Below are 26,499 nucleotides of genomic sequence, written 5' to 3' on the forward strand. Positions count from 1 at the left end.
GTCTGGCTTCTTAACGAGCGGAGAGTGATTTTTTTAGAAAATTTCATGAGCGCTTAGCCACGGTTACGGTGCCCTGGCTTTACGCTGGTGGAATAGATTCCGCAGTCGGGAAAACGCCGCTGGGAGCTGTATCAGAAAGTCGGGTAATTAAAACAGGGTGGGGCGCATGCTCCCCACCCTGATACTGTCAGCTAAAGAATTTCCCCTTCAGCAGATTCAGCCCTTCCGTCATCAAATCCTGTTGACCATCAACCGCACCGTTTGGCGAAAGCGTATCGACCATTTTTGGCAGGTGTTCGGCAATCAAATTCGACGCGGCCTGTGGTTCGATACCGAGTTTTGCTGCCAGATCGGCTACGGCAGGAGAGCCCAGCGCCTGGGTTATCTGATCCGCCGAAACGGGCTGATTCCCGCCGGTGCTTATCCAGGATTCGACAATCGCGCCCAGTCCGCCCTGCTGAAATCTTTCCAACAAAGCCTGAATGCCGCCCTGTTCTTCAATCCAGCTGAGAATGGCCTGATAAGCTCCGGCTTTGCCGTCCTGACCGCCAAACATGCCAGCCACTTGATCGAATAGGCTCATAGTGAATACCTCAAGGTTTGTTAGGAATGATTAACACCTGACCCGGATAGATTTTGTCCGGATGTTTGAGCATGGGTTTATTGGCCTCAAAGATGCGCTGATACTCGTTGGCCGTACCGTATTCTGCTTTTGAAATGGCGCTCAGCGTGTCGCCTGACTTCACGGTGTAATAGCGACTTTCTGTGCCTGGCTGCGCGGTGGACAGGCTGTCGTTTACCTGCGAAATGCCCGCCACGTTACCAATGGCGACCAGAATTTTCTCCTTCGCTTCCTGGCTCAGGCCGTCTCCGGTCACGGTGGCCGTGCCATCGCTTGCCACATCCACTTTGACTTTATCTGCCCCGGGCAGGCCCAGGTCGTTAATGTGCGTCTCCAGCTTTTTGCTCTGTTCGTCGCTGTTCTGGTTTGTTACCGCATCCCAGAGTTTTTCGCCGGCTTCTTTCACGAAACTGAATAATCCCATATTGAACTCCTGTTTAGAGGCAAAGAGGCTTCAGAGATCAAGTATAAATCACGTCCTCAGGGTGGCTATTTTTTTATGCCCGAACCGGAATGGTCGTTACGATAAGCAAAGCGTTGAGTAGGGCTTTTGCCTGCCTTGTGGCGCAGGACGCCGCCAGATTGTTTATCTCCCTTGCATCATGGCGTAGCGTGTATAACTCCGTTAAATTACATCCGTATCGTCACGCTCTCTTATTTTGTCAGTGGTGCCTTAGTGAAGAATGTCCAGGATGCGCTCAGAAAACGCCAGGCGCTGCTGATTTCCGCAGCAGTGACGCTTTTTTGCGTCACCCTTTATGTGATGTTTGCCTATCAACAGCGAATGGCTGAGATCAACGAGCGTATCAATGCACTGGTGAATCAGGTCAATATGGTTTTTAACGACAATGAACTGATCGCCGATGCGACTGGGGTACGATTCCAGCAAATACGCGGAACGCGCGAATGCGGTGGGTTAACGGCCTTTTCACTCCGGGATGGTGATGAGTGGGCGATCAATGGTGATCCCAACCATCTGAATGGTGATCCCAACCATCTGAATGGTGATTCAGGTACGCTGATTTCCCGTACGCAAAGTCTTGATGCCAGCTGCATGTACGTAGCGGCTGAATTCATTCGCCATAAAATTAATAGCATCAATCCTGGCCGCTACGACTCACATCGCTACATTATTGCGCACGATACCAGCTGGTTTTACTGGTTCGATCCTCAGGATTCCGTGCCTTTTCATTTTAGCGATTCAAAAATGGTGAACCAGCCTGGCTACTTTTTCAAGCCGCCGCAGTCCTTCTACGACCGCCTGCTGCAAAAAGACGTCACTAAGCGGGAAGGCAGCTCGACGAATTTTTACAGGGATCGCATCACCAGGGAAATGGCCTTCAGCGTGATCAGCTACATCTATGATTTATCCGGAGCCGAAGTGTCAGACCGGATTGTCGGGTATCTGCTGTACGATCATTCGCTGAGCGAAATGCGCGACACGCTGACTGACGTTTTTGACGGGCAGATACCGCCGACGCTGATGGTTCAACTGGTGAACGTGCCGGACAAGACCTCTTTGTGCCTTACGGGCAACTGCTTCTGGCTGAATGATGCTTCGGTGCGTGCCATTTCGAGTAAATATGAATTTCGTTACGCGGTGCCGCTCTATCTGTTCGTGCTCAACGACACCCACGGCTGGAGCGCAGTGCTGATTGCGCCATTCCTTTTCCTGCTGCTGGCCTTTGTGCTGCGTCGCCAGCTCAATCTGAGCGACATTAAGGTTTACACCGATCCACTGACGGGCTGCTTTACGCGCAAAATTCTCGAGTTTGTTCATGAGCACATGGACGATTATCCGTCAGTTATCCTGATGGACTGCAATAAGTTTAAGGCCATCAATGATACCTGGGGCCACTCCGCAGGGGACAGGGCGCTACAGGTCATTGCCCTGCGGATGATGTCCAGCGTGCGGGACGCTAAAGATCTGGTGATTCGCACCGGCGGTGACGAGTTTGTGATCCTGCTGCAGAAAACCGGTGAGGACGATGCCCGACGGGTGGCTGAACGTGTGGCACGGGAAATTTCAGCACACGATTTTATCGCCAGCGGAAGTGCTGTTCACTTGTCAGTATCGTGGGGCGTGGCGACTTATCAGCACGATCTGGCCACCACGATTCAGGTGGCCGATGCGGATATGTACAGGATGAAACAGGCGCGTCAGGAGGCGACGCTGATTCGCTGACGGGTTTTCTTATCGAGATACATGGCGGCGTCGGCTGCCTGAATAGCGCTTTTCGCGTCCATCTCAAGTGGATCGAAGGAGCGAGAGTACGATGAAGTGCCACAAAAAAGCCCCGCCGGGGGAGACGTAGCCCCCTGGCAGTAGTAGCTTCCAGCGGTGCAATGCGGGTTTGCGCGGCACGCAAGACAACTGAAAGCCACTAAAGACCACTAAAGTGTGGTCACGGTGTGGACGCTCTTGGCGTCAAGGCCACCGCCTAAAGGATTTAACTTAATTGCATCCTGTAAGTACTCGGGGGCAAAGTGTGCATACACCATGGTTTGTTCAATTTTCGAATGCCCCAATATTCGTTGCAACGTGATGATGCTCCCCCCATTAATCATGAAATGGGTCGCGAAACTGTGGCGTAAAGCATGCGTTGCCTGCCCGGCAGGTAAGTCAGGTTTTAGCTCCTTCATTAGCAGTCGGAACGACGTATAATTTGCATCTGGAAAAAGAAAGCCTCTCTTATTGCCCACAATCATTTCCGAGACCTCATCAGATACCGGCACTGTGCGCGGCTTGTTCGTCTTAGTTTTGACAAATGTACAGCGGTTATGAATTACGTTTTCTGCTTTAAGACGGGCCGCTTCACCCCATCTTGCGCCAGTGCTGAGACAAAGAATCGCTATCTTTTTGTTGTCTCCATCCAGCCGCGAAAGTAACAACGTAATTTCAGCTTGTGTTAAATAACCTGTTTCGGGCTTATCTTCTTTTAACCGCTTCCTGCCCCTGAATGGATGCTCACCGTAAAACAACTCAGCTTCAATCAGAGCGGTAAACATGCCACTTAGACATGTTAAATCCCGATTGATGCTTGAAGGCTTAATCCCCTGAGTTCTGCGCACCGCTGTGTACTGGCCAATAAGCGATTTAGTAATCTGAAATGCACAAGGGTCATCGGTAATCTTGTTGAAAATCTCGATTTTACCGAGATTCGATTTACCGTGTTCTTCGTGCTTGCCTTTCAGTTCCCACCAGATTTGAGTTAGCTCTGACAGATGCCGCTTGTCTGCCGGTTTTGATAGCCAGTCTTTATTGTGGTGGTTGTACTGAATGTGTTTCTCAAAGGCTACTGCCTCAGATTTTTTATCGAATTTCCTGCGGATGCGCTTTCCGTTGCGCCCCGTAGGTCTAATGTCCACTTCATATCGACCATCATCGAGTTTCTTAATGCTCATGAAACCCTCCGAATGGTGGTTTTAGCAATTACGGTAGAGCCTGAAGCCTTCCGGCGCTTCCGTTTAACTTCCTCGTAAGAACGGAAGTTATATTTCCTAACAAGTAAACAACATTTGTAATAAATGTGTGCTCGGTGAACTGTTAACCAGTCTTTTGGCCTGAGTGCTGCGAGGTTGTTACATCTTGCCCAAAGTGTGCGAGTGCCGGTGCTATTTGACCGGACTCTGGTGAAATCTGGTTAGTCATGAACCACAGGGCGTATTTGCTGAATTGTGGGTGCTGGAGGATCTTCATCGTTACGTCTGTTGGAGGGACAGTCCTTCCGCTCTCATAGTAGGTCAATGAACTGTAAGGAACCCCTGTAATTTCAGCAAATTGCTTCCTGTTAAGCCTTTCAGACTCGCGCATTAGCGCCAGCTTTTCACTTATCGCTGTTGACATGTTATCGAAATCCTCTAATAATTTACTTGATTCTCTATATTGAATTGACAACCTCTAATATGAACTGAAGCACATTAGAGGACATTGAAGACCATTGGTTAGATCTAGATGAAAGGTTACCAGATCATGAAACAAGTTGTCAGCACAACGGACGCGCTTCCGTATAAGGAGTTCGCTCGGTTGATTGGGAAGTCTCCGGACGCGGTAAGAGGAATGATTGATAAGGGTAAGCTGCCTGTCATTGAAATGACTGACCCACAATCTACTTCGAATCGTGTGGGTGAGTTTTGGATTTATCTCCCAGCCTGGAACAACGGCATGAAGCTCGCTTATGAGAGCCGCCCAAAAGAAATTCGTGAAGGTTGGTTAATGTGGCTGGGGTTGGGTAATTAGAATGGGGGCGTTAGAGATGCAACAGCAAAAAAATATGATTTCAACGGTCACTTTGCCGTTTTATCAGAATGGCGCTCATGCAGGGAATGTTTATTACCATGTGGACGTTTGGGGGATGAACAGCCCCAAAATTGAGGCTGAAATAGAACGACGTCTGAAAGACGTTATTTTACAGATTCAATCTGATTGGAAAGCGTCTTGAAGTCAGCGCTGAGGACATTCAAATCGGCAATCGCCTTAATCGTGGTATCTGCCATCGGGTTAATGTTTTCTGAGATGGAGTTCATGACCTTCAGAAATTTATCCCGAGCGTCTCCCTCCAACGAGGCGCCAAGTGCGCAAGTCATAACTTCGAGGGCGAAGAGGCGGTCTTCAGTCGAGTGCTTGATGCGTGAGTCTTTCGCCTGATTCAGGAATGTTTCAATTTTTTGCTTTTCCATAATTTCTCCTTGTTGATAGGTGATTGTTTTGGCGAACTAATCCTAACACAAGACCTTGGGGAAGTTGTGGTCAAGATAATGCATAAGGTCTTGGGATACTAATGAATGAACCTCGCTGCATTGCGCAGCTTCTACGTAATCAAAGCCCGATCCGAATTAATTTCACCATCACTCACGGTCGTGGTCGCAAAGGCATCATTATCCGCACCCGTCAGCCGGGCTTAATCAGCCGGGTGTTCGCATTCATCAAGACCCGGAGATTCTGGAAATGACTGTGATGACCCTCGGTATTGTGGAAAAGCAGCCCGCAGCTCTGCGCGGTCTTATCGGTAAGCATCTTGCCGTTCCGCGCTGGAAAGAGAGCTGTGATTTTTACAATAAAATGATGGAACGTGACCGCCTGACCGTTTGCTTTCACGCGCAGTTAAAGCAGCGCCACGCCGCGACACGTTTCGAAGAAATGAACGACGTTGACCGTGAGCGTCTTGCTTGTGCAATTGATGAATTGCGTGCTGCATTTTCAAAACGTCGTCAGGTTGGCGCGAGTGAAATCGCGTATATCAGCTATTTGACCGTCAGCCAGCGCCGCACTTTATTTATGCATGCCGGTTTGTCTGAGAATGAATTTAATCAGCCTTACTGGCGCATTAATGACGATTCATGTTACTGGCGCGAAAAGCTATTCCGTGCATTGCGTGAATTATTCAGCCTCTTTGAACGCGCCCCAACAATATTGACCTCGGTAAAGCCTGAGCAATATTTACATTAATTAATGATTGCCGTTTTTTTAACGCACTTGAATGTGCGTGGCTTCTTTTTATCTGGAGAAAGTCATCATGGCTAAAGCAGGGAATCAGAGCGGTAACTTTTCTTTATTGTTGCAGCAGGCGAAAGCCGAAGCACAGGCCGACGCCGCGACACAATTCTCGTCTCATCTTGACCGACTCATTCGACACATTGCTAATCGCGACCTGAACAGGGTCGAGATTGTTGAGCTGTTGAATCAGGAGTCGGTGAAGTTTCACAACGTCGGTTTGACTCGCGGGGAGGGCTGCTAATGTCTGCGCTGCTGCGTGAGGTTCTGTTAAATAACTGGCTGCAAGTTGCCATTGAAGAGAATGGTAATTATCGCCTGTCTGATATTAAACGCGATAAAGATACTGGTGAAAAAACAATATCCACTATCGCTATTTATGCCAGTGAATTAAGCCTTCTGGTCGACATGATTAGTCTCCTGACTAAACGCTCGATTCATTTCAAACAAACTACCACGCTCGATGACCTTGCCAAATTAAACGCTGAGCTCAGCGCGTATTGCGCGTGCGAGCTCAAAAAACTGAAAGCATAAAGGAGTTTTTTCAATGCCAGATTTAATGGATCACCTTCAGGAATTACAGGCCGAGGCACTGGCCCGCAATACTAACGCCGCCCGACTGAAACCGTGCGTCGCTGCTTCGCTGTTTTGTGTCGACTGCGACCGCCCAATCCCGAAGGAACGTCGCGCAGCCAATCCATCCGCACAGCGCTGTATCTATTGCCAGTCGCTGCTGGAAGCCAATGCAAAACATTTCCGGGGGCAGGCATGAGCATTCGTATCGAAATTGGCGACCGCTATGTCGTCACCAGTGACCCATTCCAGTTTATTTTGCAGGAGAAAAAGACGGCTATCGCCGGGAAAAATGCCGGTAAAGAATGGCTGAATACTGTCGGTTATTACCCGAAACTGAGCCAGCTCATCAACGGTCTGATGATGCATGACGCATTGACTTGCGAGGCCCGCTGTCTCGGCGAGCTAAATGCGCAGATTGAAAAGACTGCCCGCGAATGCGTTGAGGCATTTGCTGCGAATGTCCGTTGAAAGAATGGGGCGCGTCGCCCCGTCACCGCCACCGCCATTCATCAAAAGCACCGCCGAGCCGTTCGTCGGTGCGTATTATTTTAACGCGCTTCGTGAGGCAGTCGGGCGCGAAAGACCCCTTACACGTGACGAAATGCGTCAGGTGCAAGGCGTTTTATCGAAAATTGACAGCCTGCCATATTTCCTGAGTTCGCATTTCTCTTCCCGTTATGACCATATCCGCCGCAACAAAAGCCCGGTGCATGGCCTGTATTTCCTCAAATCGACATTTATGCGCCGGTTGTGGCCGCGCATCGAGCGCGTCAATCAGCGTAACGGAATGGATATTGATGCTTCGCTGCTGTTCCTGACTGAGCACGAGAATTACGCCCGTCTGCCGGGGATGAATGACAAAGAGCTGAAGAAATTCGCGGGCCGCATTGCCGCGCAACTTTTCATCATGTACGAGGAATTAAGCGACGCCTGGGCGGAATCGCACGGCGGTAAAGAATCCCTGTTTGAAGATGAGGCGCAGGCTCACCTGTATGGTCAGGTCGCAGGCGCAGCTCGCGCATTTAACATCACGCCGATTTTCTGGAAGAAATACCGCAAAGGTCAGATGACAATTCGTCAGGCATTTTCCGCTGTGGCGCGACTCATCAATGATGAATGGTGGATTAACCAGCTCAAGGCGCAGCGTATGCGCTGGCATGAGTCGCTGCTGATTGCATCCGGTGAAGTGAATAAAGACCGCTCGCCGTATGCCAGTAAAAATGCGATCCGCGATGTGCATTCCCGCCGCCTGGCGAACCTCGAATACCTGAAATCCTGCGAGCTCGAAAACAAGGTTACCGGCGAGCGTATCGACCTTATCAGTAAAGTGATGGGCAGTATTTCTAATCCCGAAATCCGCCGCATGGAGCTGATGAACACCATCGCCGGTATCGAGCGCTATGCTGCCGGCAAGGGTGATGCCGGGATGTTTATCACACTGACCGCGCCGTCGAAGTATCACCCGACACGTCAGGTCGGTAAGGGCAAAGAGAAGACCGTTCAGCTTAATAACGGCTGGAATGCGGAGGCGTACACGCCGAAAGACACGCAGCGCTACCTTTGCCACATCTGGAGCCTGATGCGCACCGCGTTCAAAGACAACGATTTACAGGTTTACGGAATGCGCGTTGTCGAGCCGCATCACGATGGAACGCCACACTGGCACATGATGCTGTTCTGCAAGCCGGGTCAGCGCAAAAGGATTACCGAAATCATGCGCCGCTATGCCCTGAAGGTCGACGGTGACGAGCGGGGCGCTGCGAAACAGCGCTTTCAGGCCAAGCACCTCAATCGGGGTGGCGCAGCGGGCTATATCGCGAAATACATCGCGAAGAATATCGACGGTTACGCGCTCGACGGTCAGGTCGACAATGACACCGGCAAGCCGCTGAAGGATACCGCCGCCGCTGTAACCGCCTGGGCGTCGACGTGGCGCATTCCTCAGTTCAAGACGATTGGCCTGCCGACGATGGGCGCTTATCGCGAGCTGCGCAAATTACCTCGCGGCGTCAGCATCGCCTCAGAATTCGACGAGCGTGTCGAAGCGGCCCGCGCCGCTGCTGATGAGGGTGAGTTTGATTTATATATCGCTGCGCAGGGCGGGGCGAATATTCCACGCGATAACCAGACTGTCAGGGTTGCCCGTACCGCCTCCGAGGAAACCAACGACTACGAGGAAGATATCATTCGCGTCGTTGGTATTTATGCCCCTCACATGGGCGCAAACCACATCCATGTTACCCGGTCAGCCGACTGGCGCATCGTTCCAAAGGTTTTGGCCGTTGAGCCTTTGACTTTAAAAAGCGGCCTCGCCGCGCCTCGGAGTCCTGTCAATAACTGTGGAAAGCTCACCGGCGGTGATGTTCCGGTTATGACCCCTACACCGTCTGAGCATGCCGCAGCGGTGCTAAATCTCGTTGATGACGGGGTTATCGCATGGGATGACCCCGAAGCCGTGACAGCGCTCAGGGGCGCATTAAAACACAACACACCGAGACCAAATCGCCAGCAACGAAGCGGCGAGCCATTAAAACCGCATCAGATAGCCCCATCAGGGCGAATGACGAAAGCCGAACGGGCGCAGATTCCACGCATCCGCTTCGAGCTGGCGCAGCAGGGCATCACGCCGCAGCGCTGGGAGCTTGAAGCGTTGGCTCGTGGTGCTACCGTAAAATGTGGTGAGTTTGAATTCAAATATCCAGTTGTTAACGATTGGTCTACTCTTTGAGTGTAAATTACTATATATAGTGGTTAATTTTTTGATTAGGCCCTATAGGATATTGTGATTGTTCATATGACAATATTTTGTTATAACTTCGCAACGTGAAACATGTACCAGTTTGACATATAATGAAAACTGGACCTTAGGAGAAAGATTCGGAGGTTACTATGACGAATTTTTTACCACGCCTTTTCGGGTTAAGATCAGCAGAAAAGGAAATGCAGCTCGCCGAACGAATCGAGAAATCGGGGGCTACTGATGTTGAAGTTGTTGGCCGCGGAGGAGTGATAACTTCTAAGCAGGATCTTGCATCTTCTGAAACTGTTAAGTTGATGAGATTTAAAGCGAAAAAAATCGTAGCTCAAACTCCAACTAATAAAGAATAGGCCATGTTTGCATTCTTGATTATCCCTTTATTGGTGAGTGGTTTTATTGTTATAACTACTCACCCTTTCCATTTTTTCCGACTACATCGTTATGACGGTCAACTTCTCTACATGAAAGCCGCAAAATATGGGCTATGGTGTTTAGTGTGGTCCGTAATTATAGCGTTCATCATAAAGTACTATTTCCCTTCTGCCCACCTTGTTACTGAAGTATCACAATCACTCGGGTTGGGCGAAAATTTGTATCAAAAAAGAATTACAGGTTGGTTGATTTTTCTTTCTTGTACATCTGTTTTACTTGCATGGTTATCAGGTGTAATCGCAAATTGGTTTACAACTTTTCGTAGCCAAATGATTTATAAAATATTTTACAAGAAAGATATCAGTGTAGAAGAAAGTAAAGAGTTGGTGAAATTAAGAACCTTGCAAGATTTGGTAACGGAAGGCTCGATGGACAGTGTCTTTTTCGATTCACTAATAGATCGAAAATCTATATTAGTTAGCATGAGTAATAAAAAGGTCTATGTCGGTATTGTTAATGCATTAGGTGAGCCTAATGAGAAGGATGGACCAAATCAACAAATTTCTATTTTACCTATTATGTCGGGTTATAGAGAAAAAGATACATTAAATGTATGTTTTACAAATGACTATAATAACGTAGAGGGCTATGATACTAGTGTTATTATTCCTGTGTCTCAAATTACCCAGGTTTCATGGTTTACTATGGAGGTACATGATCAGGTAAATAATAATTGCAAATCTATAGCTGAGTAAAAGAGGCCGGGCGGCCTCTTAGTCCTACCTATTTCTACCTAATTTGGATTCGTTCTTCACTACTGATGATAATATCATCGCTTTCCCAATCTAACGAATCAATCTCAGCAATAGCTTCCGAGTAAATCCCTTTTTGGCCCGACAGTGATCGCAAAGTTATCAAAAGCACGGCTCTTTGAGGAAACTCAAGCGGGTCTTGTTCAGCTCTTCGTTGCACATCGATTTTAAGCCTCCATGTACTACCTTGCGTACCTTGGGGATATTTTTTTCTATATACCTTTATTGGTGACCATTTAAAGCCATTTTCGATGAGATACTTCTCATACAATTCACTTTTGTCTTTGATTTGCGGAACTTTACTAATATGTTTCCTTTTTTGCGTCTTGTCATAGTCATATGTTCCGAAGGAAACATCAACATTAGAGCGACAATACTCGGACGGATAATTAGGATCTAAAGGCGGGGAATATACCAGCGTCATTAAAATTTCGCCAGAAAATTTGTCATCATCATTTTTTAAAGAATCTGGTATAACAAATGGATAGCGACCAAACTCGACACCTTCCCGGGTATCAACTTCAAAAAGGAAAGTAATTTCGCTGTCTTTGCAAGATAACATTTCAGAAATGTTATTCTTAGGTATTCCGAAACCATGATAATTGATTTCTTTGGGATCAATTTGATCCGTTCTCTCTAACATGGCGGAATGAATAACTAATGCCTTTACCCTTTCTGGCGAAGGAGAGGTATTGCTATGCAATTGTAGTTCGTGCCATGTAGAAGCAGCAATACTTGAAATCAATGGTGTAGAAAGACTTGTGCCAATAGCTTCCGATAAATGTCCGCTATCTCCTATGGCTCGAATTCCTAAATTTGAGAAGTCGAGATTTTCTCTGCAATTGCCGCCAAAATGTGTAACTTCAGGTTTAGGAATGCATGAAGGGCCGGGACCTCTCCTTGAAAAGGATGATGGCTGTTTTGCTTTTACGATGGAGTCAGCACTATCTGTATAAGCGACAGAACCAACTGTTAATGCGCGTACAGAATCTCCTGGCGCGGAAACTCGGTCCCCACCAGACAATTCTTGAGGTGGCCAAGTGCGTTGAGGTATCGCCTCATAATTACCTGACGCAACTACAAACAGACATCCGTGCTCATCATGCAGGTAACTTAAAAGATGGCCCATTTCCGAAAAATTATCATCATGACAAGCTTCTTTTTGTCCAAGTGATAAGTTCCATATTTTCACTTCAGGAAATTCTTCAACGGACGTTGTTATTATAGACGCTAATTCTGGTAATGATAATTCTGTATCAGCAGGAAAAGCTGCTATATCAACTACTTCTGCATGAGTATCAGGAAATCCAACTGAGTTATTATTAAGACCTTTACCATCAATGATTAGACTTGCAACCATATTCCCATGAGTGTAATCAGCTTTTCTTCCGTTAAGAAAACTTCTTCTTCCCCATACCCAAGGTGATATATCTTTATTATTTGGGTCAATGCCACTATCTATTATGCCCACCAAAGGATAATGAATGTCTGCATCAGGTAGTGGCAATAATTCCTTTCGACTAGTTGATATTTTAGATAATGCTATATCACTATTATCTAGTTTGAAACTTGGCATGGGTTGTAATTTTCTCACACCAATAAAATTGGACAGTTCGAAGATTTTAGGGTTTGAAGGCACTTCAAAGTAAAAAACATCGCTACCTATGTTGTATTTATTTAGTTCAGGTATGTCTAATTCTTTTAAAATTAATTTTAATGACTCTTCGATCGACTTGTTTATTTTTCGGTTTTTGTGGTCGAATAACTTCAGTATATATGTATTGGTTTTGTCATCGGTTATCTCGTCACAAATATAGGGTTCAATCTTATCAATAACAGCGATGTGAAGTGTACCGCTTTTCGTCTTGGTACTATTCTGTATTTTTGTTTGAAGTTTCGTGAGCCCTTCCTCTGTAACACTAACAAGTAGTTCACCAAAATTACAGCTCCCAATGACAGGGCAAGTCTTATCGCCTAATAAACTTGTAGGCCTGTGAGATTTTGCCAACGCTTTATCGTGTAGAGTGACTTTTGCTACCGCTGGAACACCCGGCCACTTTCGGAATGAGTCCTTGAAATACTCAGATACATGCTGTACTTCATGCTTGAGCTTTGTAAGTAACTCTTTTGTTACAGGACGAACAGGATCTTTTTCTCCAAAACCATAGTTTTTGTCATTAAAATCTTTTGCAAATGTTTTAATGACTTTTATAGGTCTTTCTAGTTTACTCATTCCTTGCTCCTTTGCTCTTAGCTGAGTCTATCTAACTAGCTTCGTCGGTATTATTCTGATTTAAAGATAATTTATTCTCTTTGGTTAATCGTGAAACCTTCGCTGGTGATATTGAAAGTAAACTAGCAATTTTTCTTACTGTAAATACCCGTGCATCACAATTTCTTATTAATTTTGCTAATTTTCCAGTCATTTGATCTGGATCATCAAATTTCTCTCCTTGAGACTCCATGATTGATTTCACAAGAAAAGTTTTATCAAATTCGTTATTGTTAAACAATATAGAGTGACGAAGTGCACGCTCACATATTTGTTCAATAAATGCGCATGAGAGCCCTTTAGAAAGTAGTGCAGAGTCATAAGCAACGTCTAATCTAGGGAAATGTTCATTAAGCAATCTTTCAAATAAATGCTCTCTAATTTTAATATCAGGTAAGCCGATCTCAATTCGGTATGCAAATCTGCGCCATACGGCACTGTCTAACAAATTTTCATGATTGCTAGCAGATATAAGAACAGTATGCTCAGGAAGATCATCAATATTTTGTAGCAATGCAACTACTACCCTCTTTAGCTCCCCTAATTCATGCTGATCATCTCTAGCTTTTGCTAAAGCATCGAGTTCATCTAAAAACAGCACGCATGGCTGGTTACTCGCATATTCAAAGAGAGCTCGAATATTTTTGGCTGTAGATCCTAAATATGAGGAAACTAAAGCATCGCATCTTGCAGTGAAAAGAGGAAGGCCAAGTACTGAGGCAATATGCTTGGCTGCTAAGGTTTTACCACAACCGGGAGGGCCAAAAAGTATCATAGAAGAAGCTGGCTTTAAGCCAAATTTTTTTAGCTCATTACGTTTTTCTACAGAGACAATAAACTCATTGATTTTTTCATTAATCGAGTTGTTAAGTATTGGAGGCTGTTCATTAGTTTCAGGAGCTACTTTATCAGCAAGATGAAATTTTGTTTCACTATCTATGGGTAATGAAAGATCATTTGCAGTTAGCTTGCTTGGAGTGAAATTAGCCTTCTGAAGTGAGAAAGAAGCCTCTTGTTTCAGTAAGTTTCGTATAGTTTGTGCGAGTTCACGGTTGCCTTCCGCATCCATCTCGCGGGCTACCTTAGCAGCCATCCTTTGGAAGGTGACTTTATCTCCTATAACCCCTGACTTTATGAGGCCAACCATCAACTCATTTGTATTCATGAAACAAAAAACCTTATAATGATTAAAAACACAGTAATGATGACACAAATGCTGGTTTTATCCAAAAACAAGATTGTAAATGTGAAACGATCATGTCTAATTGTGAATGTTTGACGCATTGAAAGATAAAAACTCTTTGAAAGCAATTTTTGTTGCATGCAGTTGCATGATTGCGCATGTCTTTGACGAGAATTTATGTGGATGCTCAAGCCTGCTGAAAGCTTCAAAGTTGAGGTCATGCAACTGCATTAAAACCGACTCATAAAGCGGGCAGGCGTGGCGGGGAAAGCATTGCGCGCCCGGCGTGGTGCTAATTATTATTTATTTGCGTCTGAGAGCCTCGCTGTGAGGCTGTGGCGGGCGTGGTTGATTCGTTGGGTGTTATGCGGTGATATCGGCGTGAGGTGCTGCTGAGGGGCTTCTGGTGCGGGGCGGTAAAAAGCCGCCTTTCGGCGGCGCTGGGGGTTAATCTTCGTCAGGATCCAGTGTGTATTTTTCGAAGCGGATAATTTCCTCGCCCGCCCACTCGTTCAGCTCCATACAGCGCGACTGTAGGGGCCGCAGCTCGTTACGCACAAAGACCTTTGCCACCTTCTCGACGTCACCCACTGAGCCGACATTCTCAGGCTTGCCGCCCATCAGCTGGAACGGGATGCGATGTGCGTCGAGCAGGTCGGCGGCGCTGACTTTCTTGATGTTAAAGAAATCATCTTTCGTCGCGACTTCACTCAGCGGCACAATTTTAATGCCGTCGGCTTTTCCGTTCGGCGCGTAGAAAAACAGGTTCTTAAAGTTCCCGAGCCCCTTCGAGTCTCGCATTGCCTTGCGCAGCGCCTCGACGTCGGTGCTGCTTTGCGCGGCGTCGGTCACATACATGATGTAGCCCGCGTGCGCCCCGTTCTGGTAATACTTGCGACGGAACAGCGTAGCAGACTCATTCAGCCAGGCGGAATTGAGTGCGCTCAGGTATTCCGGCAGGCCGTAGAGCTCCTGATTGATGTCAGGCTCCAGCAGGTGAAACACTGAACCGGGCGCGAACTGATGCGGCTGCGTGAAAGACTGAATATACCAGTAGATGTCTTTCTCGATGCCCCGGCGGGTGTACTTGGCCGGTGAGGTTTCAAATTTGACCGCCTTGCCGCTGATACTATTGCGGGTTTCGAGAAACGCATTACCAAAGACCAGAAAATCAAGCACGAAGCGGCTGAAATCCTGCCGGGATAATTTCGGGTGCGGAATGTAGGTGGACACCAGAATATTACGCTTCACGTAAATCGGTGAGCTGTGGTGTACCGCTGCCCGCATGCTTTTTGCAAGGCCCGAGAAACTGACCGGCGGCTCGTACCACTGGCCGTTGTCGACGCATTCCACGTAATCGAGAATGTCGCGCCGGTCGAGCACTGGTGTCGGCTCACCAAAGGTGAACGCCTCCATGCTTTGAGCGGGTGCGGCGGAATGCTGGCGCGTTTTGGTCGTGTACTGATTTTTCTTGTTGCTGTTGCGCTTGCTCATTAGTTCCACTCCATGATGGACGATGACGCCTGCCCGCTGGCGGCGGTCAGGGGTTCGTTAATTAATACGTGCATGGTTGCCCATGCGAGGTCGGCATGACTCGCTTCCTCGGTACGGCTGGCCTCATAGGTGGCGCTGCGCCCGCTGCTGGTCATGGTTTTACGGATGGACATAAACGACTGTGTGAGGTCGGTCGCGCCGACGTCGTATTCCAGACAGCCGCGCGTGATGGTGTCTTTCGCTTTGAGTACCATCGCGGTCTTCATTTCTGGCGTGTAGCGGATTTCCCGCGCAGCCGGGTAGAACGAGCGCACGAGCTGGTAAACGCCCTGACCGAGCCCGGTTGCATCGATACCGATGTACTCGACGTTATATTTCAGCGTCAGCTCGCGGATAGATTCAGCCTGCTGCGCAAAGTCCATGCCTTTCCACTGGTGGCGCTCAAGGATGCGGAACTTGCCCCCGGCGACCACCGGCGGCGCGATAACCACGCACCCGGCGCTGTCACCGCGTAGCGACGGGTCATAGCCGAGCCATACCGGGCGGTGACCGAATGGCCGGTCGGCAAATGGCGCAACGTCTTCCCATTTCTCCAGACTGTCGACCATGCAGCGCTGCAATTCTTCGAACGGAAATACCGACGCCTTGTCGTCGACGAACTCGCACATAAACAGGTTCCTGAACTCATCGACGCTGTTCTCGCGCTTCAGCGTATCGATGTTAAACAGGGTGCACCCTTTGGCGAGTGCGTCCTCGATGGTGACTATCTGCCGCCACTGGCCGTCAGGACAAGCGACGCCCCTCGCGAGTGCGGCGTGACTGATATCGATATCGACACGCTCTCTCTTGTCTGAACGCCCTTTGTTGAACTGTTCGCCGGACCAGAACGGATAGGCGCCGTGTGCCAGCGATGAGGGGGTCGAAAAATAGGTTGTGCGTAAATGCTCCTGTGACGACATACCACCGGCGACGCGCTTCAGCTTCTGGAAGTTGGGGATCCAGAAAATTTCATCGACATACAAATCGCCGTTATGACTCTGTGCCGTGTTGGCATTGGTGCCGAGAAACATAAGCTCCGCGCCGTTATTGCCGATGACAATCGGGTCGCCGGTGAGCTCAACGTCAACCTGTCGGGCAAAGGCGATGATGTATTTTCGGAATACGTAAGCCTGCGTTTTACTTGCTGATAAAAATATCTGGTTGTGGCCGGTCTTCAGCGCCCGCAGCAGCGCTTCACGCGCAAAGTAGAACGTTGCGCCAATCTGGCGTGATTTCAGGATATGGCGAATGCGGTGAGCCAGCCCTGCGCGATACCACTCGAGCTGATAGTCGAAAGACTGGTCGAGGAAAATCTCTTCGAGTTTTTCGATAGCCTCGTCACTGAAGAAATTCTTCTTCGGCTTCTTCTTTTCGCCCTTGTTGCGGTTGGCGACGTTGGGGTTTAAATCCGCCTCGTTGCCGGTCTGGCCGTAGCGATTCACCCGGGCAAGGCGTTCCATTTGTCGCGCCAGAAAATCAGCCACTTTGAAATCGTGAGCCGTCAGGTCGGGCTTTGCGTAGAGCTGAATCAGCCGGGCTTCGAGCGTGGTTTCGACGCGCGTCAGGGGTGCGGTCTCTTCCCACTTATCGCGCTGTTTCCAGCTCTGCACGGTGGCCCGCTTGGCCTGTAGCGTCTCGGCGATTTGCGGCACAGAAAATCCCTGCCAGAACAGCAGCGCCGCCTGTCGTCGTGGGTCGTTCAGTAGTGTGGTGTCGGTCATGTTTACCTCGCCGTGAGTGGGTCAGGGCAAGGCTAAAGAAACGGGGGCGGTGAATCGCTAAGGCCCTGTTGTGTCAGGGGGTAGCCATCTGCAATCGATAGCCGGTGCGGGGGTGAGTCGGGAAACTACACCTGACCCGAAAACCCCAACATCAGGACACCTGACTCATGGCAAAAAAAATCTCCAAATGGTTTCGCATCGGTGTAGAAGGTGACACCTGCGACGGTCGCGACATCAGTGCGCAGGATATTCAGGAAATGGCAGACGGCTTTGACCCGCGCGTCTACGGTTGCCGCATCAATCTGGAGCATATCCGCAGCGTCATTCCTGATACGCCATTCTGTCGCTATGGCGATGTGGTCGAGCTGAAAGCTGAAGTGATTGATGACGATTCCGAGCTCAAAGGCAAGCTGGCGCTGTTCGGCAAAATTGCCCCGCTCGACAACCTTGTCGCCATGGTGGCGAAAGGTCAGAAAGTTTATACCTCCATGGAAATCCGCCCGAACTTCGCCAACACCGGCAAGTGCCGCCTCATCGGGCTGGCCGTCACAGATGACCCGGCAAGTCTCGGCACGGAATACCTTCAGTTTTGCAGTAAAGCCACCGCTAACCCGCTGGACGGCAAGAAAGACCAGCCGGGCGACCTGTTCTCTGTGGCGACCTTCGCCGCGCTGGAATTTGAAGACCAGCCCGACACCCTGCTGAACAAGCTCACCGATACCGTGAAAACCATCTTCAGCCGCAAGCAGCAGAGCGACGATGCGCGTTTCGCTGACGTGCATGAGGCCGTGACGTCCATTGCCGAGCGCGTGCAGGTCGGCGGTGAAGAGGTTGAAACCCGCTTCTCTGCGCTGGAAAGCGAAATTACTGCGCTGAAACAGCGTGTTGACACGCAGGGCAGCGAAACCGCGCAGCAGCTCAGCACCATTAAAACCACCCTGGACAAAACCGAAAGCATTACGCAGCCGCGCCGCCAGCTGAGCACCGGCGGTGATGCAGGCGATGTGACGCTGACCGACTGCTGATGTGCGGCTGAGCTACCTGCTGATTAACCCCATTTAATGCCCGTTTCAAACAGGAAAAAAACAATGCGTAAAGAAACCCGTTTTAAATTTAACAATTACCTGAGCCGCCTCGCAGAGCTGAACGGCGTCGACGTGCAGGACCTCGATAAAAAATTCAACGTTGAGCCGTCTGTGACGCAGAAGCTCTTCGACAAAATCCAGCAGTCGTCCTCGTTCCTGAAGCTCATCAATATGGTCGTCGTCGGTGAGCTGACCGAGGAAAAAGTCGGTATTGACGTTACCGGCACCATTGCCAGCACCACCGACACCGACAGCGGCACCGAGCGTAAAACGGCGGACTTCACGAAGCTCGATGCGTTCCGCTATTTCTGCAAACCGGTCAACTTCGATTACAACCTGAAGTACGGCAAGCTCGACCTGTGGGCACGTTTCGAAGATTTTCAGATCCGTATCCGTAACGCCATCATCAAGCGTCAGGCGCTGGACTACATCACCATCGGCTTTAACGGTACCAGCCGTGCGCCGACCTCTGACCGTGCGAACAATCCGCTGCTTCAGGATGTGGCTGTCGGCTGGCTGCAGAAATACCGCAACGATGCGCCAGAGCGCGTAATGTCCAACGTCAAAGACGAAACCGGTGCGGTGATTTCCGACACCATCAAAATCGGCAAGAAAAGCGATGGCGGGCACTATGCCAACCTCGACGCGCTGGTGATGGATGCGCATGAATCACTGATTGAAGAGATTCACCGCGAAAATCCGGAAATGGTTGTCATCTGCGGCCGTCGCATCCTGACCGACAAATATTTCCCGATGATTAACAAGTTCCAGGCGAACAGTGAACAGCTCGCCGGTGAGCTGATTATCAGCCAGAAGACCATCGGTCAGCTTCAGGCGGTGCGTGCGCCATTCTTCCCGGCAAACAGCATCTTTATCACCACGCTCGATAACATTTCTATCTACCTCTACGAAGACGGTCACCGCCGCCACATTGTAGAGAATCCGAAGCTGGACCAGGTCGAAAACTACGAACAGGTGAAAGTCGATTTCGTCATCGAAGACTACGAAGCCGGTTGCCTGATTGAAAATATCGAGATTCTGGAGCCTGAAGAAGACGAAACCCCGGAAGGTGACAGCGCGAAGGCGTTCGCGGCGGAGCTGGTAAAAGCGCTGGCGGCACTGAACGCGGGTACAGGCACGCAGAGTGCGCCGGTGGAAGATGAAAACACTGCCGGGAACGGGGAGGCGTAACCGATGAGGAGCCCCGCACAGCGTCACATGATGCGGGCCTCGGCTGAGAAGGCCGCGCAGCGGGAGCAGAACCCGCTGCGCCATGCCACGGCTTACGAGCAGATGCTCGTGAAGCTCGCTGCCGACCGCCGCACGCTTTCGCAAATCCATTCCAAAGAGCGCAAGGCTGAGAAAAAGCGCGAGCTGTTGCCGTTCTACCTGCCGTGGGTGACCGGCGTGCTGGAAACCGGCACCGGCGCACAGGATGACATCCTGATGACCGTAATGCTCTGGCGTCTCGACGCCGGTGACATTGCCGGGGCGCTGGAGATTGCCCGCTATGCGCTGCGCTTCGGGTTGTCGATGCCTGAAGGCCATTCCCGCACCGCGCCGTACATGCTCGCCGAAGAGGTGGCGCTTGCCGCGCTTCGCGCCCGCGCCGCCGGGGAGTCTGTCGATATGCTGTCGCTGCTGAGCGTTATCGAGCTCACCCGCACCGCTGATATGCCCGATGAGGTTCGCGCCCGTCTGCATAAAGTCGCGGGGCTGACTCTGCGGGATGCCGGGAATCTGGCAGGGGGTATGGCTCATCTTCAACGCGCCATACAGCTGGATGAAGGTTGCGGGGTGAAAAAAGATATCGAGCGCCTCGGACGTGAGCTGAACCCGAAACCGAAGCCCGCCGCCGCGCCGAAAGCTCCGCCGAAGGCGGCGAAAAAGACCACCAAAAAAACAACCGATTCACCGGCGAAGCGCGGGCGAGGTCGCCCGAGGAAAACCGCCGGTTAACAGAATGCGCCCCGCGCCGGGCGGCACGCGGGCCGATGTTGGTGTTTCACCGTCACTGAGGCCCGCGTCCACCGCCCAACTATTCAGAGGTAGTCATGACGACGCTTGTTGTAAATAACCCGGCGCAGATGCGCGAAACGGTGGTTATCCCGCCGGTGCCCGAGACCGAGCCGGTGATTAAAAACACCGCCTTTTTCCCGGATGTGGATCCGAAGCGCGTGCGCGAAGAAATGCGCCTTGAGCAGACCGTTTCACCCGCGCGACTGCGTCGGGCCATCAAGGCCGGGATAGCGGAAACCAACGCCGAGCTGAGCGAATGGCGCGGGCTCCAGCTCGACGCCGGGCATGAGACGCTCGCGGCGGTGCCGTCTGATGAGCTCGACGGGGAGAGCGTGCGCGTTTTTCACTACTTCAACGCCGTGTGTGCAATGACCACCGCCTCGCTCTATGAGCGCTATCGCGGTGTGGAGGCGACCGGCAAGGGTGAGAAGAAAGCCGACAGCGTCGAAACCACCATTGATGACCTGTGGCGTGATATGCGCTGGTCTGTGGCCCGCATTCAGGACAAGGCCCGCTGCATTGTGGGGCAAATCTGATGCAGGTCATCGCCCAGCAGGGCGACACCCTCGACGCCCTTTGCCAGCGCTACTACGGGCGCACCGGCGGCGTCGTTGAAGCGGTGCTTGACGAGAATCCGGGGCTTGCTGAGCTTGGCGCGATTTTGCCGCACGGCACCGCCGTCAGCCTGCCCGAAGTCGACACCGCACCCGTTACGGAGACTGTAAACCTGTGGGATTAACGATGGAAAAAATCACAACCTTTCTGACGTACTGGTTATCCGTGGCGCTGGCCTACTTCGGCACGCAGACCCCGGAGAAACTCGCGCTGTATGTCGGCGGCGGCTGCGCCATTTTCACCGCGCTGGTGAATTTCTGGTACCGCCGACAGACCTACCGTTATCTCGTTGCAGCCGGAGCTGATAAGGGGGCGATTCGTGGCCTCATTCGTTAAACGTTGCAGTGTGGCCGCAGTGCTGGCGCTGGCGGCACTGATGCCTGATTTTCGTCTGCTACATACCTCGCCTGAAGGTCTTGCCCTGATTACAGACCTTGAGGGGTGCCGGTTGCGCCCCTACCAGTGCAGCGCGGGCGTGTGGACATCAGGCATAGGCCACACTGCCGGGGTGGTGCCAAAACAGGACATCACCGAACGCCAGGCGGCGGCAAATCTGGTTGCCGATGTGCTCAATACTGAGCGGCGGCTTGCCGTGTGCGTGCCGGTGGACATGCCCCAGCCGGTCTATGACTCGCTGGTCAGCTTCGCCTTTAACGTCGGCACTGGTGCGGCCTGCCGCTCGACGCTGGTGTCGTACCTCAAGCGTCAGCAGTGGTGGCAGGCGTGCGACCAGCTCACCCGGTGGGTGTTCGTCAATGGCGTCAGGGAGCCCGGACTTGAGAACCGCCGCGCCCGCGAATGGTCGCGCTGTATGCAGGGGGCCAAATGAAAACGCTGATTGTTTTACTTATTCTGGCGGTTGCTGTGCTGGCCTGGCTGAAGCATGAAAACAGCACGCTCAGCAGGTCGTTTACAAATGCAAACACCGTCGCCACCGACCAGAAACGCACCATTGGCATGCTGAAGGACCAGCTACTCACCGCGCAGCGCCTCGGCGCTGACAATGACCGGGCGCAGGTTGAACTGCGCCAGAAGCTCGCCGCCGCCGGACAGAGGGCCCTGCGTCGGGAGCGCACGATTACGAGGTTACTCAATGAAAATGAAGAGCTGCGCCATTGGTATGACACTGAGCTCCCTGCTGCTGTGCGTAGCCTGCACACCCGCACCCCATGCGCCTCCGCCGGTCGTTGTGCTGAACGCCTGCCCGAGAGTCAGCCTGTGCCCGATGCCGGGGAGTGAACCGAAAACAAACGGTGACCTGAGCGCCGATATTCGCCAGCTCGAAACCGCGCTCGAAAGCTGTGCGCTTCAGGTCGAAACAGTCAAAGAATGCCAGGATAAAACCGATGTTCAAGCCGAAGAGTCTGCGCAACGCCTTAACTGATGCGGTGCCGGTGCTGAAGAATAACCCCGATATGCTGCGCGTGTTTATCGACAGCGGAAAGGTCGCGTCGACGCTTGCCACCTCGCTGTCGTTCGAAAACAGATACACGCTTAACGTCATCGTGACCGATTTTCCGGGGGATATTGATTTGATCCTCGTGCCGATTCTGGCATGGCTGCGGGTCAATCAGGCCGACATCATGACCACTGATGAGGGGCAAAAGCGCGGCTTCATATACGAGGCGGATATTAACAACGACGACAGTGCAGACCTCAGTATTAGCCTGATGCTGACCGAGCGCACTATCGTCAAAGAGGTCGGGGCCGAGCTGCATATTGAACACGCGCCAGAGCCGCAGCCACCGGAGCCGGTGACTCGCCCGACGCAGCTCTATGTTCACGGCGAGCTTGTGAGCGAATGGCATGAATGAGTTCAAGCCCTTTGATGACCGGCTGGCCGGGCTGATTGCTGCACTTTCCCCGGCAGGTCGACGGCGGATGGCTGCTGAGGTGGCGAAGACGCTGCGCACCCGACAGCAACGTCGAATTAAGGCGCAGAAAGCACCGGACGGCACCCCCTATGCCATCCGTAAGCGCCAGCCGGTCAGGGCTAAAAAGGGCCGGGTAAAGCGGGAAATGTTCGCGAAGCTGCGCACAAACCGCTTTATGAAGGCCACCGGCAGCGACGAGGCGGCAGTCGTGGAATTTACCGGCAAAGTGCAGCGCATGGTCAACGTGCATCAGTACGGGCTTAAGGACAGGCCGGGCCCGAGAAGCAAGCCTGTCCAGTACCCGGCGCGTCAGCTGCTTGGCTTCAGTGATGATGACCGCCAGGCGGTGGAAGACATTATCGTCAAAAATCTGGCGCTTTAACGTTGTGTCAGTGACTGCCTAACCCGCATCAATTGCCGCCGAAAGCCCCCGGCGGCATCCTCTTTTGTATGAAAACACAAGCTACTCTTCAGGACATTCTGCGCCTGCTGCGCAACCTTATCCGCACCGGCGTCATCATCGAGACTGACCTCGCGGAGGGGCGCTGTCGCGTGCAGACTGGCGGCATTACGACCGACTGGCTCCAGTGGCTGACCGCCCGCGCCGGTCGCTCGCGCACGTGGTGGGCTCCGTCGGTGGGGGAGCAGGTGCTCATTCTCGCCATCGGCGGTGAACTCGATACTGCCTTTGTGTTGCCCGCTATTTTCTCTGATGACTTCCCCACGCCGTCTGCCTCTGCCGATGCGTTTCACATTACCTTTCCTGATGGCGCGGTCATCGAGTATGAACCGGAAACCGGTGCGCTACTGGTTTCCGGCATCACTACCGCCGACGTCACCGCATCGAAGTCCATCACCGCCACGGTGCCGGTCGTGCTGATTAAGGCCGACACCCGCGTCACGCTCGACACGCCCGAGGTGGTGTGTACGAACAAGCTCATCACCGGCACGATCGAAGTGCAGAAGGGCGGAACGATGAAGGGTGATATCGCGCACTCTGGCGGGAAATTTACCTCCAACGGCGTGCAGGCAGATGACCATGACCACGGGCAGGTGCAGCGCGGCGGCGACCGAACGGTGGGCACAAAATGACGACACGTTATATCGGCATGAACCGCGACACCGGGCGCACCATTACCGACGCTGACCACATCCGCCAGAGCATGAGCGATATTCTGCGCACGCCGGTCGGCTCGCGCGTGATGCGCCGCGATTACGGCTCGCTGCTGTCCTCCCTGATTGATATGCCGCAGAACGACGCGCTGAACCTTCAACTGATGTGTGCCTGCTATATGGCGCTGCTGAAGTGGGAGCCCCGCGTCACAATTACGTCGCTGACGATTGAGCGCCAGTTTACCGGTCAGATGGTGGTTGACCTGACGGGCGAAATTAAAGACAGCGGCGACCCGTTATCCCTGACCATTCCAGTGAGTTGAATCTATGTCCTCTATTGACCTGAGCCAGCTCCCCGCGCCTGACGTGGTGGAAACGCTGGATTATGAATCCATCCTTGCCGAGCGAAAGGCTGTGCTGATTTCGCTCTACCCGGAAGAGCAGCAGGCTGCTATCGCCCGGACTCTCGCGCTGGAGTCTGACCCGCTGGTCAAATATCTGGAGGAAAACGCCTACCGCGAAGTGCTCTGGCGCCAGCGCGTGAATGAGGCGGCGCTTGCCGTCACGCTGGCTTATTCGAAAGGTAATGACCTCGACGTCATGGCTGCAAATAATGACACGGAGCGCCTGACCATTACCCCCGCTGACGACACCACCATCCCGCCGACCCCGGCGGTCATGGAATCTGATGATGATTTACGTATGCGGGCGCAGCAGGCGTTCGAGGGATTAAGCGTCGCCGGGCCGGTGGGCGCGTATGAGTATCACGGACGCAGCGCCGACGGGCGCGTCGCTGATATTTCCGTCGAAAGTCCGTCGCCTGCATGCGTGACGATTTCCGTGCTCTCCCGCGAGGGTGACGGCTCAGCGTCTGATGACCTGCTGGCCGTGGTTGAAAAGGCGCTGAGCGCTGAAGACGTGCGCCCGGTAGGTGACCGGGTGACGGTGCAAGGTGCTGAAATCGTGCCTTATCAGATTGACGCAACGCTCTACTTTTACCCCGGCCCGGAAGCCGAACCCATTCGCCAGGCGGCGGAAGACAAGCTGAAGAGCTATATCAGCTCGCAGCAGCGCCTGGGCCGTGACATTCGCCAGTCAGCCATTTATGCCGCTCTGCATGTTGAGGGCGTCCAGCGTGTGGAGCTTGCCGCGCCGCTGGCTGACATTGTGCTCACTAAATACCAGGCATCCTGTTGCACTGAGTACAGCATCACCGACGGGGGCACTGATGAGTGACACCCGGTTGTTACCGACCGGCTCGTCGACGCTGGAGGTGCTCGCGGCAAAAGCCGCTGCTGAAATTGAGCGCGTGCCGGTGCCGCTTCGCACCCTGTGGAACTGGCGCACCTGCCCGGTAAGGTTGTTGCCGTATCTGGCGTGGGCGTTATCGGTCGACCGCTGGGATGAGCGCTGGTCTGAGCAGACAAAACGCAACGTCTGCGCCTCGGCGTTTTATGTCCATCAGCGCAAGGGCACCATCAGCGCATTACGCCGGGTGGTTGAGCCGCTCGGCTATCTCATCGAAGTCAAAGAGTGGTTTCAGCTCAATGAAGAGCCGGGCACGTTTCGCCTCGTGGTCGGCGTGCTCGATACCGGCATCACAGACGAGATGTATCAGGAGCTTGAGCGCCTGATTGAAGGCGCAAAGCCCGCAAGCCGCCATCTGACAGGGCTTGCAATCAGCCTGAGTAGCGATGGCGAGTTCTGTGTCGGCGCGGGCTGCTATCACGGCGACCTGTTGACGGTTTATCCCTACGCCGCCGAGGAAATTGTCGTCGGGGGTGATTTTTATCCGGCTTCGGCCATCCATTTAATTGACAGCGTGAGCGTGAACGCATGACGACAAAATACTTTGCCATTCTGACCAATCAGGGCGCGGCACGGCTGGCAAATGCCGCAGCACTTGGCACAAAACTGAACATTACAAAAATGGCTGTCGGTGACGCTAACGGCGTATTGCCGACACCTGACCCGGCACAGACGAAACTCATTAATCAAAGGCGTATCGAGGCGATTAACTCGCTCGGCGTGGACGCCAGCGACGCCAGCCAGATTATCGCCGAGCAAATCATCCCGGAAAATGAGGGCGGATTCTGGATCCGTGAAATCGGGTTGTATGACGATGAAGGTGTGTTAATTGCCGTCGCCAACTGCCCGGAAACTTATAAGCCGCTGCTGGCGGAGGGGAGCGGGCGCACGCAGACCATCCGCATGATTCTTGTCGTATCGAGCACATCAGCTATTACCCTGAAAATCGACCCCTCGGTCGTGCTGGCAACGCGCAAATATGTCGACGACAAGATTATTGAGGTGAAAGCCTACGCTGACGGCCTGATGGATGAGCACCTAGCCGCCGCTAACCCGCATCAACAATACCCGTTGATTGGGAATGCGCTTAAAGAAATGGCCGAAGCCGGGCTCACTCAAAAGGTTCTCGAAAACCTCGGTTT

The 26,499-nt window shown here is 51.9% G+C and carries 35 protein-coding genes; 26 read left to right on the forward strand and 9 right to left on the reverse strand.

The genetic code is table 11. The features are described from left to right. Nucleotides 1-187: 187 nt before the first annotated feature. Nucleotides 188-583 carry a YidB family protein gene (locus AB1287_RS08245; RefSeq protein WP_312629970.1) on the reverse strand — a complete coding sequence of 132 codons (396 nt, stop codon included), beginning with the start codon at nt 581-583 and terminating at the stop codon, nt 188-190. Nucleotides 584-593: 10 nt separating this feature from the next. Next, nucleotides 594-1,046: a peptidoglycan-binding protein LysM gene (lysM, locus tag AB1287_RS08250; protein ID WP_312629971.1), complete on the reverse strand. Its 453-nt coding sequence runs from the start codon at nt 1,044-1,046 to the stop codon at nt 594-596. Nucleotides 1,047-1,298: 252 nt separating this feature from the next. Here lysM and AB1287_RS08255 point away from each other — a divergent pair, with 252 nt between their 5' ends. Continuing rightward, the gene (locus AB1287_RS08255) at nt 1,299-2,807 is read left to right on the forward strand and encodes a GGDEF domain-containing protein (protein ID WP_435617468.1); all 1,509 of its coding nucleotides are present in this window, start codon (nt 1,299-1,301) and stop codon (nt 2,805-2,807) included. A 209-nt stretch (nt 2,808-3,016) separates the two neighbouring features. Here the strand turns inward: AB1287_RS08255 and AB1287_RS08260 are convergent, their stop codons facing one another. Further along, on the reverse strand, nt 3,017-4,027 hold the full coding sequence (locus AB1287_RS08260) for a phage integrase (protein WP_435617469.1): 1,011 nt from the start codon (nt 4,025-4,027) through the stop codon (nt 3,017-3,019). A 142-nt stretch (nt 4,028-4,169) separates the two neighbouring features. Continuing rightward, on the reverse strand, nt 4,170-4,469 hold the full coding sequence (locus AB1287_RS08265) for a helix-turn-helix domain-containing protein (RefSeq protein WP_435617470.1): 300 nt from the start codon (nt 4,467-4,469) through the stop codon (nt 4,170-4,172). A gap of 123 nt (nt 4,470-4,592) precedes the next feature. Between AB1287_RS08265 and AB1287_RS08270 the strand changes: the two genes are divergently transcribed. Further along, on the forward strand, nt 4,593-4,862 hold the full coding sequence (locus AB1287_RS08270) for a regulatory phage cox family protein (protein ID WP_435617507.1): 270 nt from the start codon (nt 4,593-4,595) through the stop codon (nt 4,860-4,862). Nucleotides 4,863-5,026: 164 nt separating this feature from the next. Here the strand turns inward: AB1287_RS08270 and AB1287_RS08275 are convergent, their stop codons facing one another. Further along, nucleotides 5,027-5,302, reverse strand: coding sequence for a hypothetical protein (locus tag AB1287_RS08275; RefSeq protein ID WP_435617471.1), 276 nt, complete (start codon nt 5,300-5,302; stop codon nt 5,027-5,029). Between the two features lie 268 nt (nt 5,303-5,570). On the opposite strand from AB1287_RS08275, the gene AB1287_RS08280 reads away from it, so the two are divergent. The 8 genes from AB1287_RS08280 (at nt 5,571) to AB1287_RS08315 (ending at nt 10,577) form a co-directional block, all read left to right on the forward strand. Beyond that, nucleotides 5,571-6,071 (forward strand): replication protein B, encoded by a 501-nt coding sequence (locus tag AB1287_RS08280; protein WP_435617472.1) that lies wholly within the window; start codon nt 5,571-5,573, stop codon nt 6,069-6,071. 67 nt (nt 6,072-6,138) lie between these two features. After that, a complete protein-coding gene (locus AB1287_RS08285; RefSeq protein ID WP_435617473.1) occupies nt 6,139-6,360 on the forward strand; it encodes a DUF2732 family protein in 222 nt (73 codons plus the stop codon). After that, a complete protein-coding gene (locus AB1287_RS08290; RefSeq protein WP_435617474.1) occupies nt 6,360-6,650 on the forward strand; it encodes a DUF5405 family protein in 291 nt (96 codons plus the stop codon). Before AB1287_RS08285 ends, AB1287_RS08290 begins: the two co-directional genes overlap by 1 nt. A 13-nt stretch (nt 6,651-6,663) precedes the next feature. Further along, nucleotides 6,664-6,888 carry a TraR/DksA family transcriptional regulator gene (locus AB1287_RS08295; protein WP_435617475.1) on the forward strand — a complete coding sequence of 75 codons (225 nt, stop codon included), beginning with the start codon at nt 6,664-6,666 and terminating at the stop codon, nt 6,886-6,888. Next, a complete protein-coding gene (locus AB1287_RS08300) occupies nt 6,885-7,160 on the forward strand; it encodes a DUF5405 family protein (protein WP_435617476.1) in 276 nt (91 codons plus the stop codon). Before AB1287_RS08295 ends, AB1287_RS08300 begins: the two co-directional genes overlap by 4 nt. Beyond that, the gene (locus AB1287_RS08305) at nt 7,150-9,420 is read left to right on the forward strand and encodes a replication endonuclease (RefSeq protein WP_435617477.1); all 2,271 of its coding nucleotides are present in this window, start codon (nt 7,150-7,152) and stop codon (nt 9,418-9,420) included. Before AB1287_RS08300 ends, AB1287_RS08305 begins: the two co-directional genes overlap by 11 nt. A gap of 161 nt (nt 9,421-9,581) precedes the next feature. Then, nucleotides 9,582-9,800: a hypothetical protein gene (locus AB1287_RS08310; RefSeq protein ID WP_435617478.1), complete on the forward strand. Its 219-nt coding sequence runs from the start codon at nt 9,582-9,584 to the stop codon at nt 9,798-9,800. 3 nt (nt 9,801-9,803) lie between these two features. Further along, nucleotides 9,804-10,577, forward strand: a complete 774-nt coding sequence (locus AB1287_RS08315; RefSeq protein WP_435617479.1) for a hypothetical protein — start codon at nt 9,804-9,806, stop codon at nt 10,575-10,577. Nucleotides 10,578-10,611: 34 nt separating this feature from the next. On the opposite strand, the gene AB1287_RS08320 is transcribed toward AB1287_RS08315, so the two are convergent. The 4 genes from AB1287_RS08320 to AB1287_RS08335 form a co-directional block, all read right to left on the reverse strand. Continuing rightward, nucleotides 10,612-12,867 (reverse strand): S8 family peptidase, encoded by a 2,256-nt coding sequence (locus AB1287_RS08320; protein ID WP_435617480.1) that lies wholly within the window; start codon nt 12,865-12,867, stop codon nt 10,612-10,614. A 31-nt stretch (nt 12,868-12,898) separates the two neighbouring features. Next, nucleotides 12,899-14,071, reverse strand: a complete 1,173-nt coding sequence (locus AB1287_RS08325; protein WP_435617481.1) for an AAA family ATPase — start codon at nt 14,069-14,071, stop codon at nt 12,899-12,901. A gap of 465 nt (nt 14,072-14,536) precedes the next feature. Beyond that, nucleotides 14,537-15,583: a phage portal protein gene (locus AB1287_RS08330; protein ID WP_435617482.1), complete on the reverse strand. Its 1,047-nt coding sequence runs from the start codon at nt 15,581-15,583 to the stop codon at nt 14,537-14,539. Then, nucleotides 15,583-17,343: a terminase ATPase subunit family protein gene (locus AB1287_RS08335; protein WP_435617483.1), complete on the reverse strand. Its 1,761-nt coding sequence runs from the start codon at nt 17,341-17,343 to the stop codon at nt 15,583-15,585. The genes AB1287_RS08330 and AB1287_RS08335 overlap by 1 nt, the downstream gene beginning before the upstream one ends. A 167-nt stretch (nt 17,344-17,510) precedes the next feature. Here AB1287_RS08335 and AB1287_RS08340 point away from each other — a divergent pair, with 167 nt between their 5' ends. The 16 genes from AB1287_RS08340 to AB1287_RS08415 all read left to right on the forward strand — a co-directional run. Further along, a complete protein-coding gene (locus AB1287_RS08340) occupies nt 17,511-18,368 on the forward strand; it encodes a GPO family capsid scaffolding protein (RefSeq protein WP_435617484.1) in 858 nt (285 codons plus the stop codon). A gap of 63 nt (nt 18,369-18,431) precedes the next feature. Beyond that, nucleotides 18,432-19,619: a phage major capsid protein, P2 family gene (locus AB1287_RS08345; protein ID WP_435617485.1), complete on the forward strand. Its 1,188-nt coding sequence runs from the start codon at nt 18,432-18,434 to the stop codon at nt 19,617-19,619. Between the two features lie 3 nt (nt 19,620-19,622). Beyond that, nucleotides 19,623-20,387, forward strand: coding sequence for a terminase endonuclease subunit (locus tag AB1287_RS08350; RefSeq protein WP_435617486.1), 765 nt, complete (start codon nt 19,623-19,625; stop codon nt 20,385-20,387). Nucleotides 20,388-20,482: 95 nt separating this feature from the next. Continuing rightward, nucleotides 20,483-20,983 carry a head completion/stabilization protein gene (locus tag AB1287_RS08355; RefSeq protein WP_435617487.1) on the forward strand — a complete coding sequence of 167 codons (501 nt, stop codon included), beginning with the start codon at nt 20,483-20,485 and terminating at the stop codon, nt 20,981-20,983. Continuing rightward, entirely contained in the window at nt 20,983-21,186 is a 204-nt protein-coding gene (locus AB1287_RS08360) for a tail protein X (RefSeq protein ID WP_435617488.1), read from the forward strand. Before AB1287_RS08355 ends, AB1287_RS08360 begins: the two co-directional genes overlap by 1 nt. After that, nucleotides 21,177-21,398 (forward strand): primosomal protein, encoded by a 222-nt coding sequence (locus AB1287_RS08365; protein ID WP_435617489.1) that lies wholly within the window; start codon nt 21,177-21,179, stop codon nt 21,396-21,398. Before AB1287_RS08360 ends, AB1287_RS08365 begins: the two co-directional genes overlap by 10 nt. Beyond that, complete coding sequence (locus AB1287_RS08370) at nt 21,382-21,891, forward strand: lysozyme (RefSeq protein WP_435617490.1); 510 nt, start codon at nt 21,382-21,384, stop codon at nt 21,889-21,891. Before AB1287_RS08365 ends, AB1287_RS08370 begins: the two co-directional genes overlap by 17 nt. Continuing rightward, the gene (gene lysB / locus AB1287_RS08375) at nt 21,888-22,301 is read left to right on the forward strand and encodes an Rz-like lysis system protein LysB (RefSeq protein ID WP_435617491.1); all 414 of its coding nucleotides are present in this window, start codon (nt 21,888-21,890) and stop codon (nt 22,299-22,301) included. Before AB1287_RS08370 ends, lysB begins: the two co-directional genes overlap by 4 nt. Next, nucleotides 22,183-22,446 (forward strand): Rz1-like lysis system protein LysC, encoded by a 264-nt coding sequence (gene lysC / locus AB1287_RS08380; protein WP_435617492.1) that lies wholly within the window; start codon nt 22,183-22,185, stop codon nt 22,444-22,446. The genes lysB and lysC overlap by 119 nt, the downstream gene beginning before the upstream one ends. Beyond that, nucleotides 22,409-22,876 carry a phage tail protein gene (locus AB1287_RS08385; RefSeq protein ID WP_435617493.1) on the forward strand — a complete coding sequence of 156 codons (468 nt, stop codon included), beginning with the start codon at nt 22,409-22,411 and terminating at the stop codon, nt 22,874-22,876. The genes lysC and AB1287_RS08385 overlap by 38 nt, the downstream gene beginning before the upstream one ends. Next, nucleotides 22,869-23,318 carry a phage virion morphogenesis protein gene (locus AB1287_RS08390; protein ID WP_435617494.1) on the forward strand — a complete coding sequence of 150 codons (450 nt, stop codon included), beginning with the start codon at nt 22,869-22,871 and terminating at the stop codon, nt 23,316-23,318. The genes AB1287_RS08385 and AB1287_RS08390 overlap by 8 nt, the downstream gene beginning before the upstream one ends. 68 nt (nt 23,319-23,386) lie before the next feature. After that, the gene (locus AB1287_RS08395) at nt 23,387-24,028 is read left to right on the forward strand and encodes a phage baseplate assembly protein V (protein ID WP_435617495.1); all 642 of its coding nucleotides are present in this window, start codon (nt 23,387-23,389) and stop codon (nt 24,026-24,028) included. After that, on the forward strand, nt 24,025-24,372 hold the full coding sequence (locus AB1287_RS08400) for a GPW/gp25 family protein (RefSeq protein ID WP_435617496.1): 348 nt from the start codon (nt 24,025-24,027) through the stop codon (nt 24,370-24,372). Before AB1287_RS08395 ends, AB1287_RS08400 begins: the two co-directional genes overlap by 4 nt. A 4-nt stretch (nt 24,373-24,376) precedes the next feature. Next, entirely contained in the window at nt 24,377-25,285 is a 909-nt protein-coding gene (locus AB1287_RS08405) for a baseplate assembly protein (protein ID WP_435617497.1), read from the forward strand. Beyond that, on the forward strand, nt 25,278-25,889 hold the full coding sequence (locus AB1287_RS08410; protein ID WP_435617498.1) for a phage tail protein I: 612 nt from the start codon (nt 25,278-25,280) through the stop codon (nt 25,887-25,889). The genes AB1287_RS08405 and AB1287_RS08410 overlap by 8 nt, the downstream gene beginning before the upstream one ends. Further along, the coding region (locus AB1287_RS08415) for a phage tail-collar fiber domain-containing protein (RefSeq protein ID WP_435617499.1) at nt 25,886-26,499 on the forward strand (614 nt) is incomplete at its 3' end. The genes AB1287_RS08410 and AB1287_RS08415, both read left to right, overlap by 4 nt.

Origin of the sequence: Scandinavium sp. UTDF21-P1B, assembly GCF_040750395.1 — a bacterium.
Taxonomy (GTDB): domain Bacteria; phylum Pseudomonadota; class Gammaproteobacteria; order Enterobacterales; family Enterobacteriaceae; genus Scandinavium.

Coding starts and splice junctions, on each gene's coding strand:
- AB1287_RS08395 (WP_435617495.1), top strand. CDS start 23,387: ATGAAAACACAAGCTACTCTTCAGGACATTCTGCGCCTGCTGCGCAAC.
- AB1287_RS08290 (WP_435617474.1), top strand. CDS start 6,360: ATGTCTGCGCTGCTGCGTGAGGTTCTGTTAAATAACTGGCTGCAAGTT.
- AB1287_RS08345 (WP_435617485.1), top strand. CDS start 18,432: ATGCGTAAAGAAACCCGTTTTAAATTTAACAATTACCTGAGCCGCCTC.
- lysC (WP_435617492.1), top strand. CDS start 22,183: ATGACACTGAGCTCCCTGCTGCTGTGCGTAGCCTGCACACCCGCACCC.
- AB1287_RS08400 (WP_435617496.1), top strand. CDS start 24,025: ATGACGACACGTTATATCGGCATGAACCGCGACACCGGGCGCACCATT.
- AB1287_RS08315 (WP_435617479.1), top strand. CDS start 9,804: ATGTTTGCATTCTTGATTATCCCTTTATTGGTGAGTGGTTTTATTGTT.
- AB1287_RS08335 (WP_435617483.1), bottom strand. CDS start 17,343: ATGACCGACACCACACTACTGAACGACCCACGACGACAGGCGGCGCTG.
- AB1287_RS08355 (WP_435617487.1), top strand. CDS start 20,483: ATGACGACGCTTGTTGTAAATAACCCGGCGCAGATGCGCGAAACGGTG.
- lysB (WP_435617491.1), top strand. CDS start 21,888: ATGAAAACGCTGATTGTTTTACTTATTCTGGCGGTTGCTGTGCTGGCC.
- AB1287_RS08300 (WP_435617476.1), top strand. CDS start 6,885: ATGAGCATTCGTATCGAAATTGGCGACCGCTATGTCGTCACCAGTGAC.
- AB1287_RS08245 (WP_312629970.1), bottom strand. CDS start 583: ATGAGCCTATTCGATCAAGTGGCTGGCATGTTTGGCGGTCAGGACGGC.
- AB1287_RS08310 (WP_435617478.1), top strand. CDS start 9,582: ATGACGAATTTTTTACCACGCCTTTTCGGGTTAAGATCAGCAGAAAAG.
- AB1287_RS08350 (WP_435617486.1), top strand. CDS start 19,623: ATGAGGAGCCCCGCACAGCGTCACATGATGCGGGCCTCGGCTGAGAAG.
- AB1287_RS08360 (WP_435617488.1), top strand. CDS start 20,983: ATGCAGGTCATCGCCCAGCAGGGCGACACCCTCGACGCCCTTTGCCAG.
- AB1287_RS08385 (WP_435617493.1), top strand. CDS start 22,409: ATGTTCAAGCCGAAGAGTCTGCGCAACGCCTTAACTGATGCGGTGCCG.
- AB1287_RS08275 (WP_435617471.1), bottom strand. CDS start 5,302: ATGGAAAAGCAAAAAATTGAAACATTCCTGAATCAGGCGAAAGACTCA.
- AB1287_RS08320 (WP_435617480.1), bottom strand. CDS start 12,867: ATGAGTAAACTAGAAAGACCTATAAAAGTCATTAAAACATTTGCAAAA.
- AB1287_RS08260 (WP_435617469.1), bottom strand. CDS start 4,027: ATGAGCATTAAGAAACTCGATGATGGTCGATATGAAGTGGACATTAGA.
- AB1287_RS08330 (WP_435617482.1), bottom strand. CDS start 15,583: ATGAGCAAGCGCAACAGCAACAAGAAAAATCAGTACACGACCAAAACG.
- AB1287_RS08325 (WP_435617481.1), bottom strand. CDS start 14,071: ATGAATACAAATGAGTTGATGGTTGGCCTCATAAAGTCAGGGGTTATA.
- AB1287_RS08305 (WP_435617477.1), top strand. CDS start 7,150: ATGTCCGTTGAAAGAATGGGGCGCGTCGCCCCGTCACCGCCACCGCCA.
- AB1287_RS08265 (WP_435617470.1), bottom strand. CDS start 4,469: ATGTCAACAGCGATAAGTGAAAAGCTGGCGCTAATGCGCGAGTCTGAA.
- AB1287_RS08285 (WP_435617473.1), top strand. CDS start 6,139: ATGGCTAAAGCAGGGAATCAGAGCGGTAACTTTTCTTTATTGTTGCAG.
- AB1287_RS08340 (WP_435617484.1), top strand. CDS start 17,511: ATGGCAAAAAAAATCTCCAAATGGTTTCGCATCGGTGTAGAAGGTGAC.
- AB1287_RS08280 (WP_435617472.1), top strand. CDS start 5,571: ATGACTGTGATGACCCTCGGTATTGTGGAAAAGCAGCCCGCAGCTCTG.
- lysM (WP_312629971.1), bottom strand. CDS start 1,046: ATGGGATTATTCAGTTTCGTGAAAGAAGCCGGCGAAAAACTCTGGGAT.
- AB1287_RS08410 (WP_435617498.1), top strand. CDS start 25,278: ATGAGTGACACCCGGTTGTTACCGACCGGCTCGTCGACGCTGGAGGTG.
- AB1287_RS08295 (WP_435617475.1), top strand. CDS start 6,664: ATGCCAGATTTAATGGATCACCTTCAGGAATTACAGGCCGAGGCACTG.
- AB1287_RS08405 (WP_435617497.1), top strand. CDS start 24,377: ATGTCCTCTATTGACCTGAGCCAGCTCCCCGCGCCTGACGTGGTGGAA.
- AB1287_RS08390 (WP_435617494.1), top strand. CDS start 22,869: ATGAATGAGTTCAAGCCCTTTGATGACCGGCTGGCCGGGCTGATTGCT.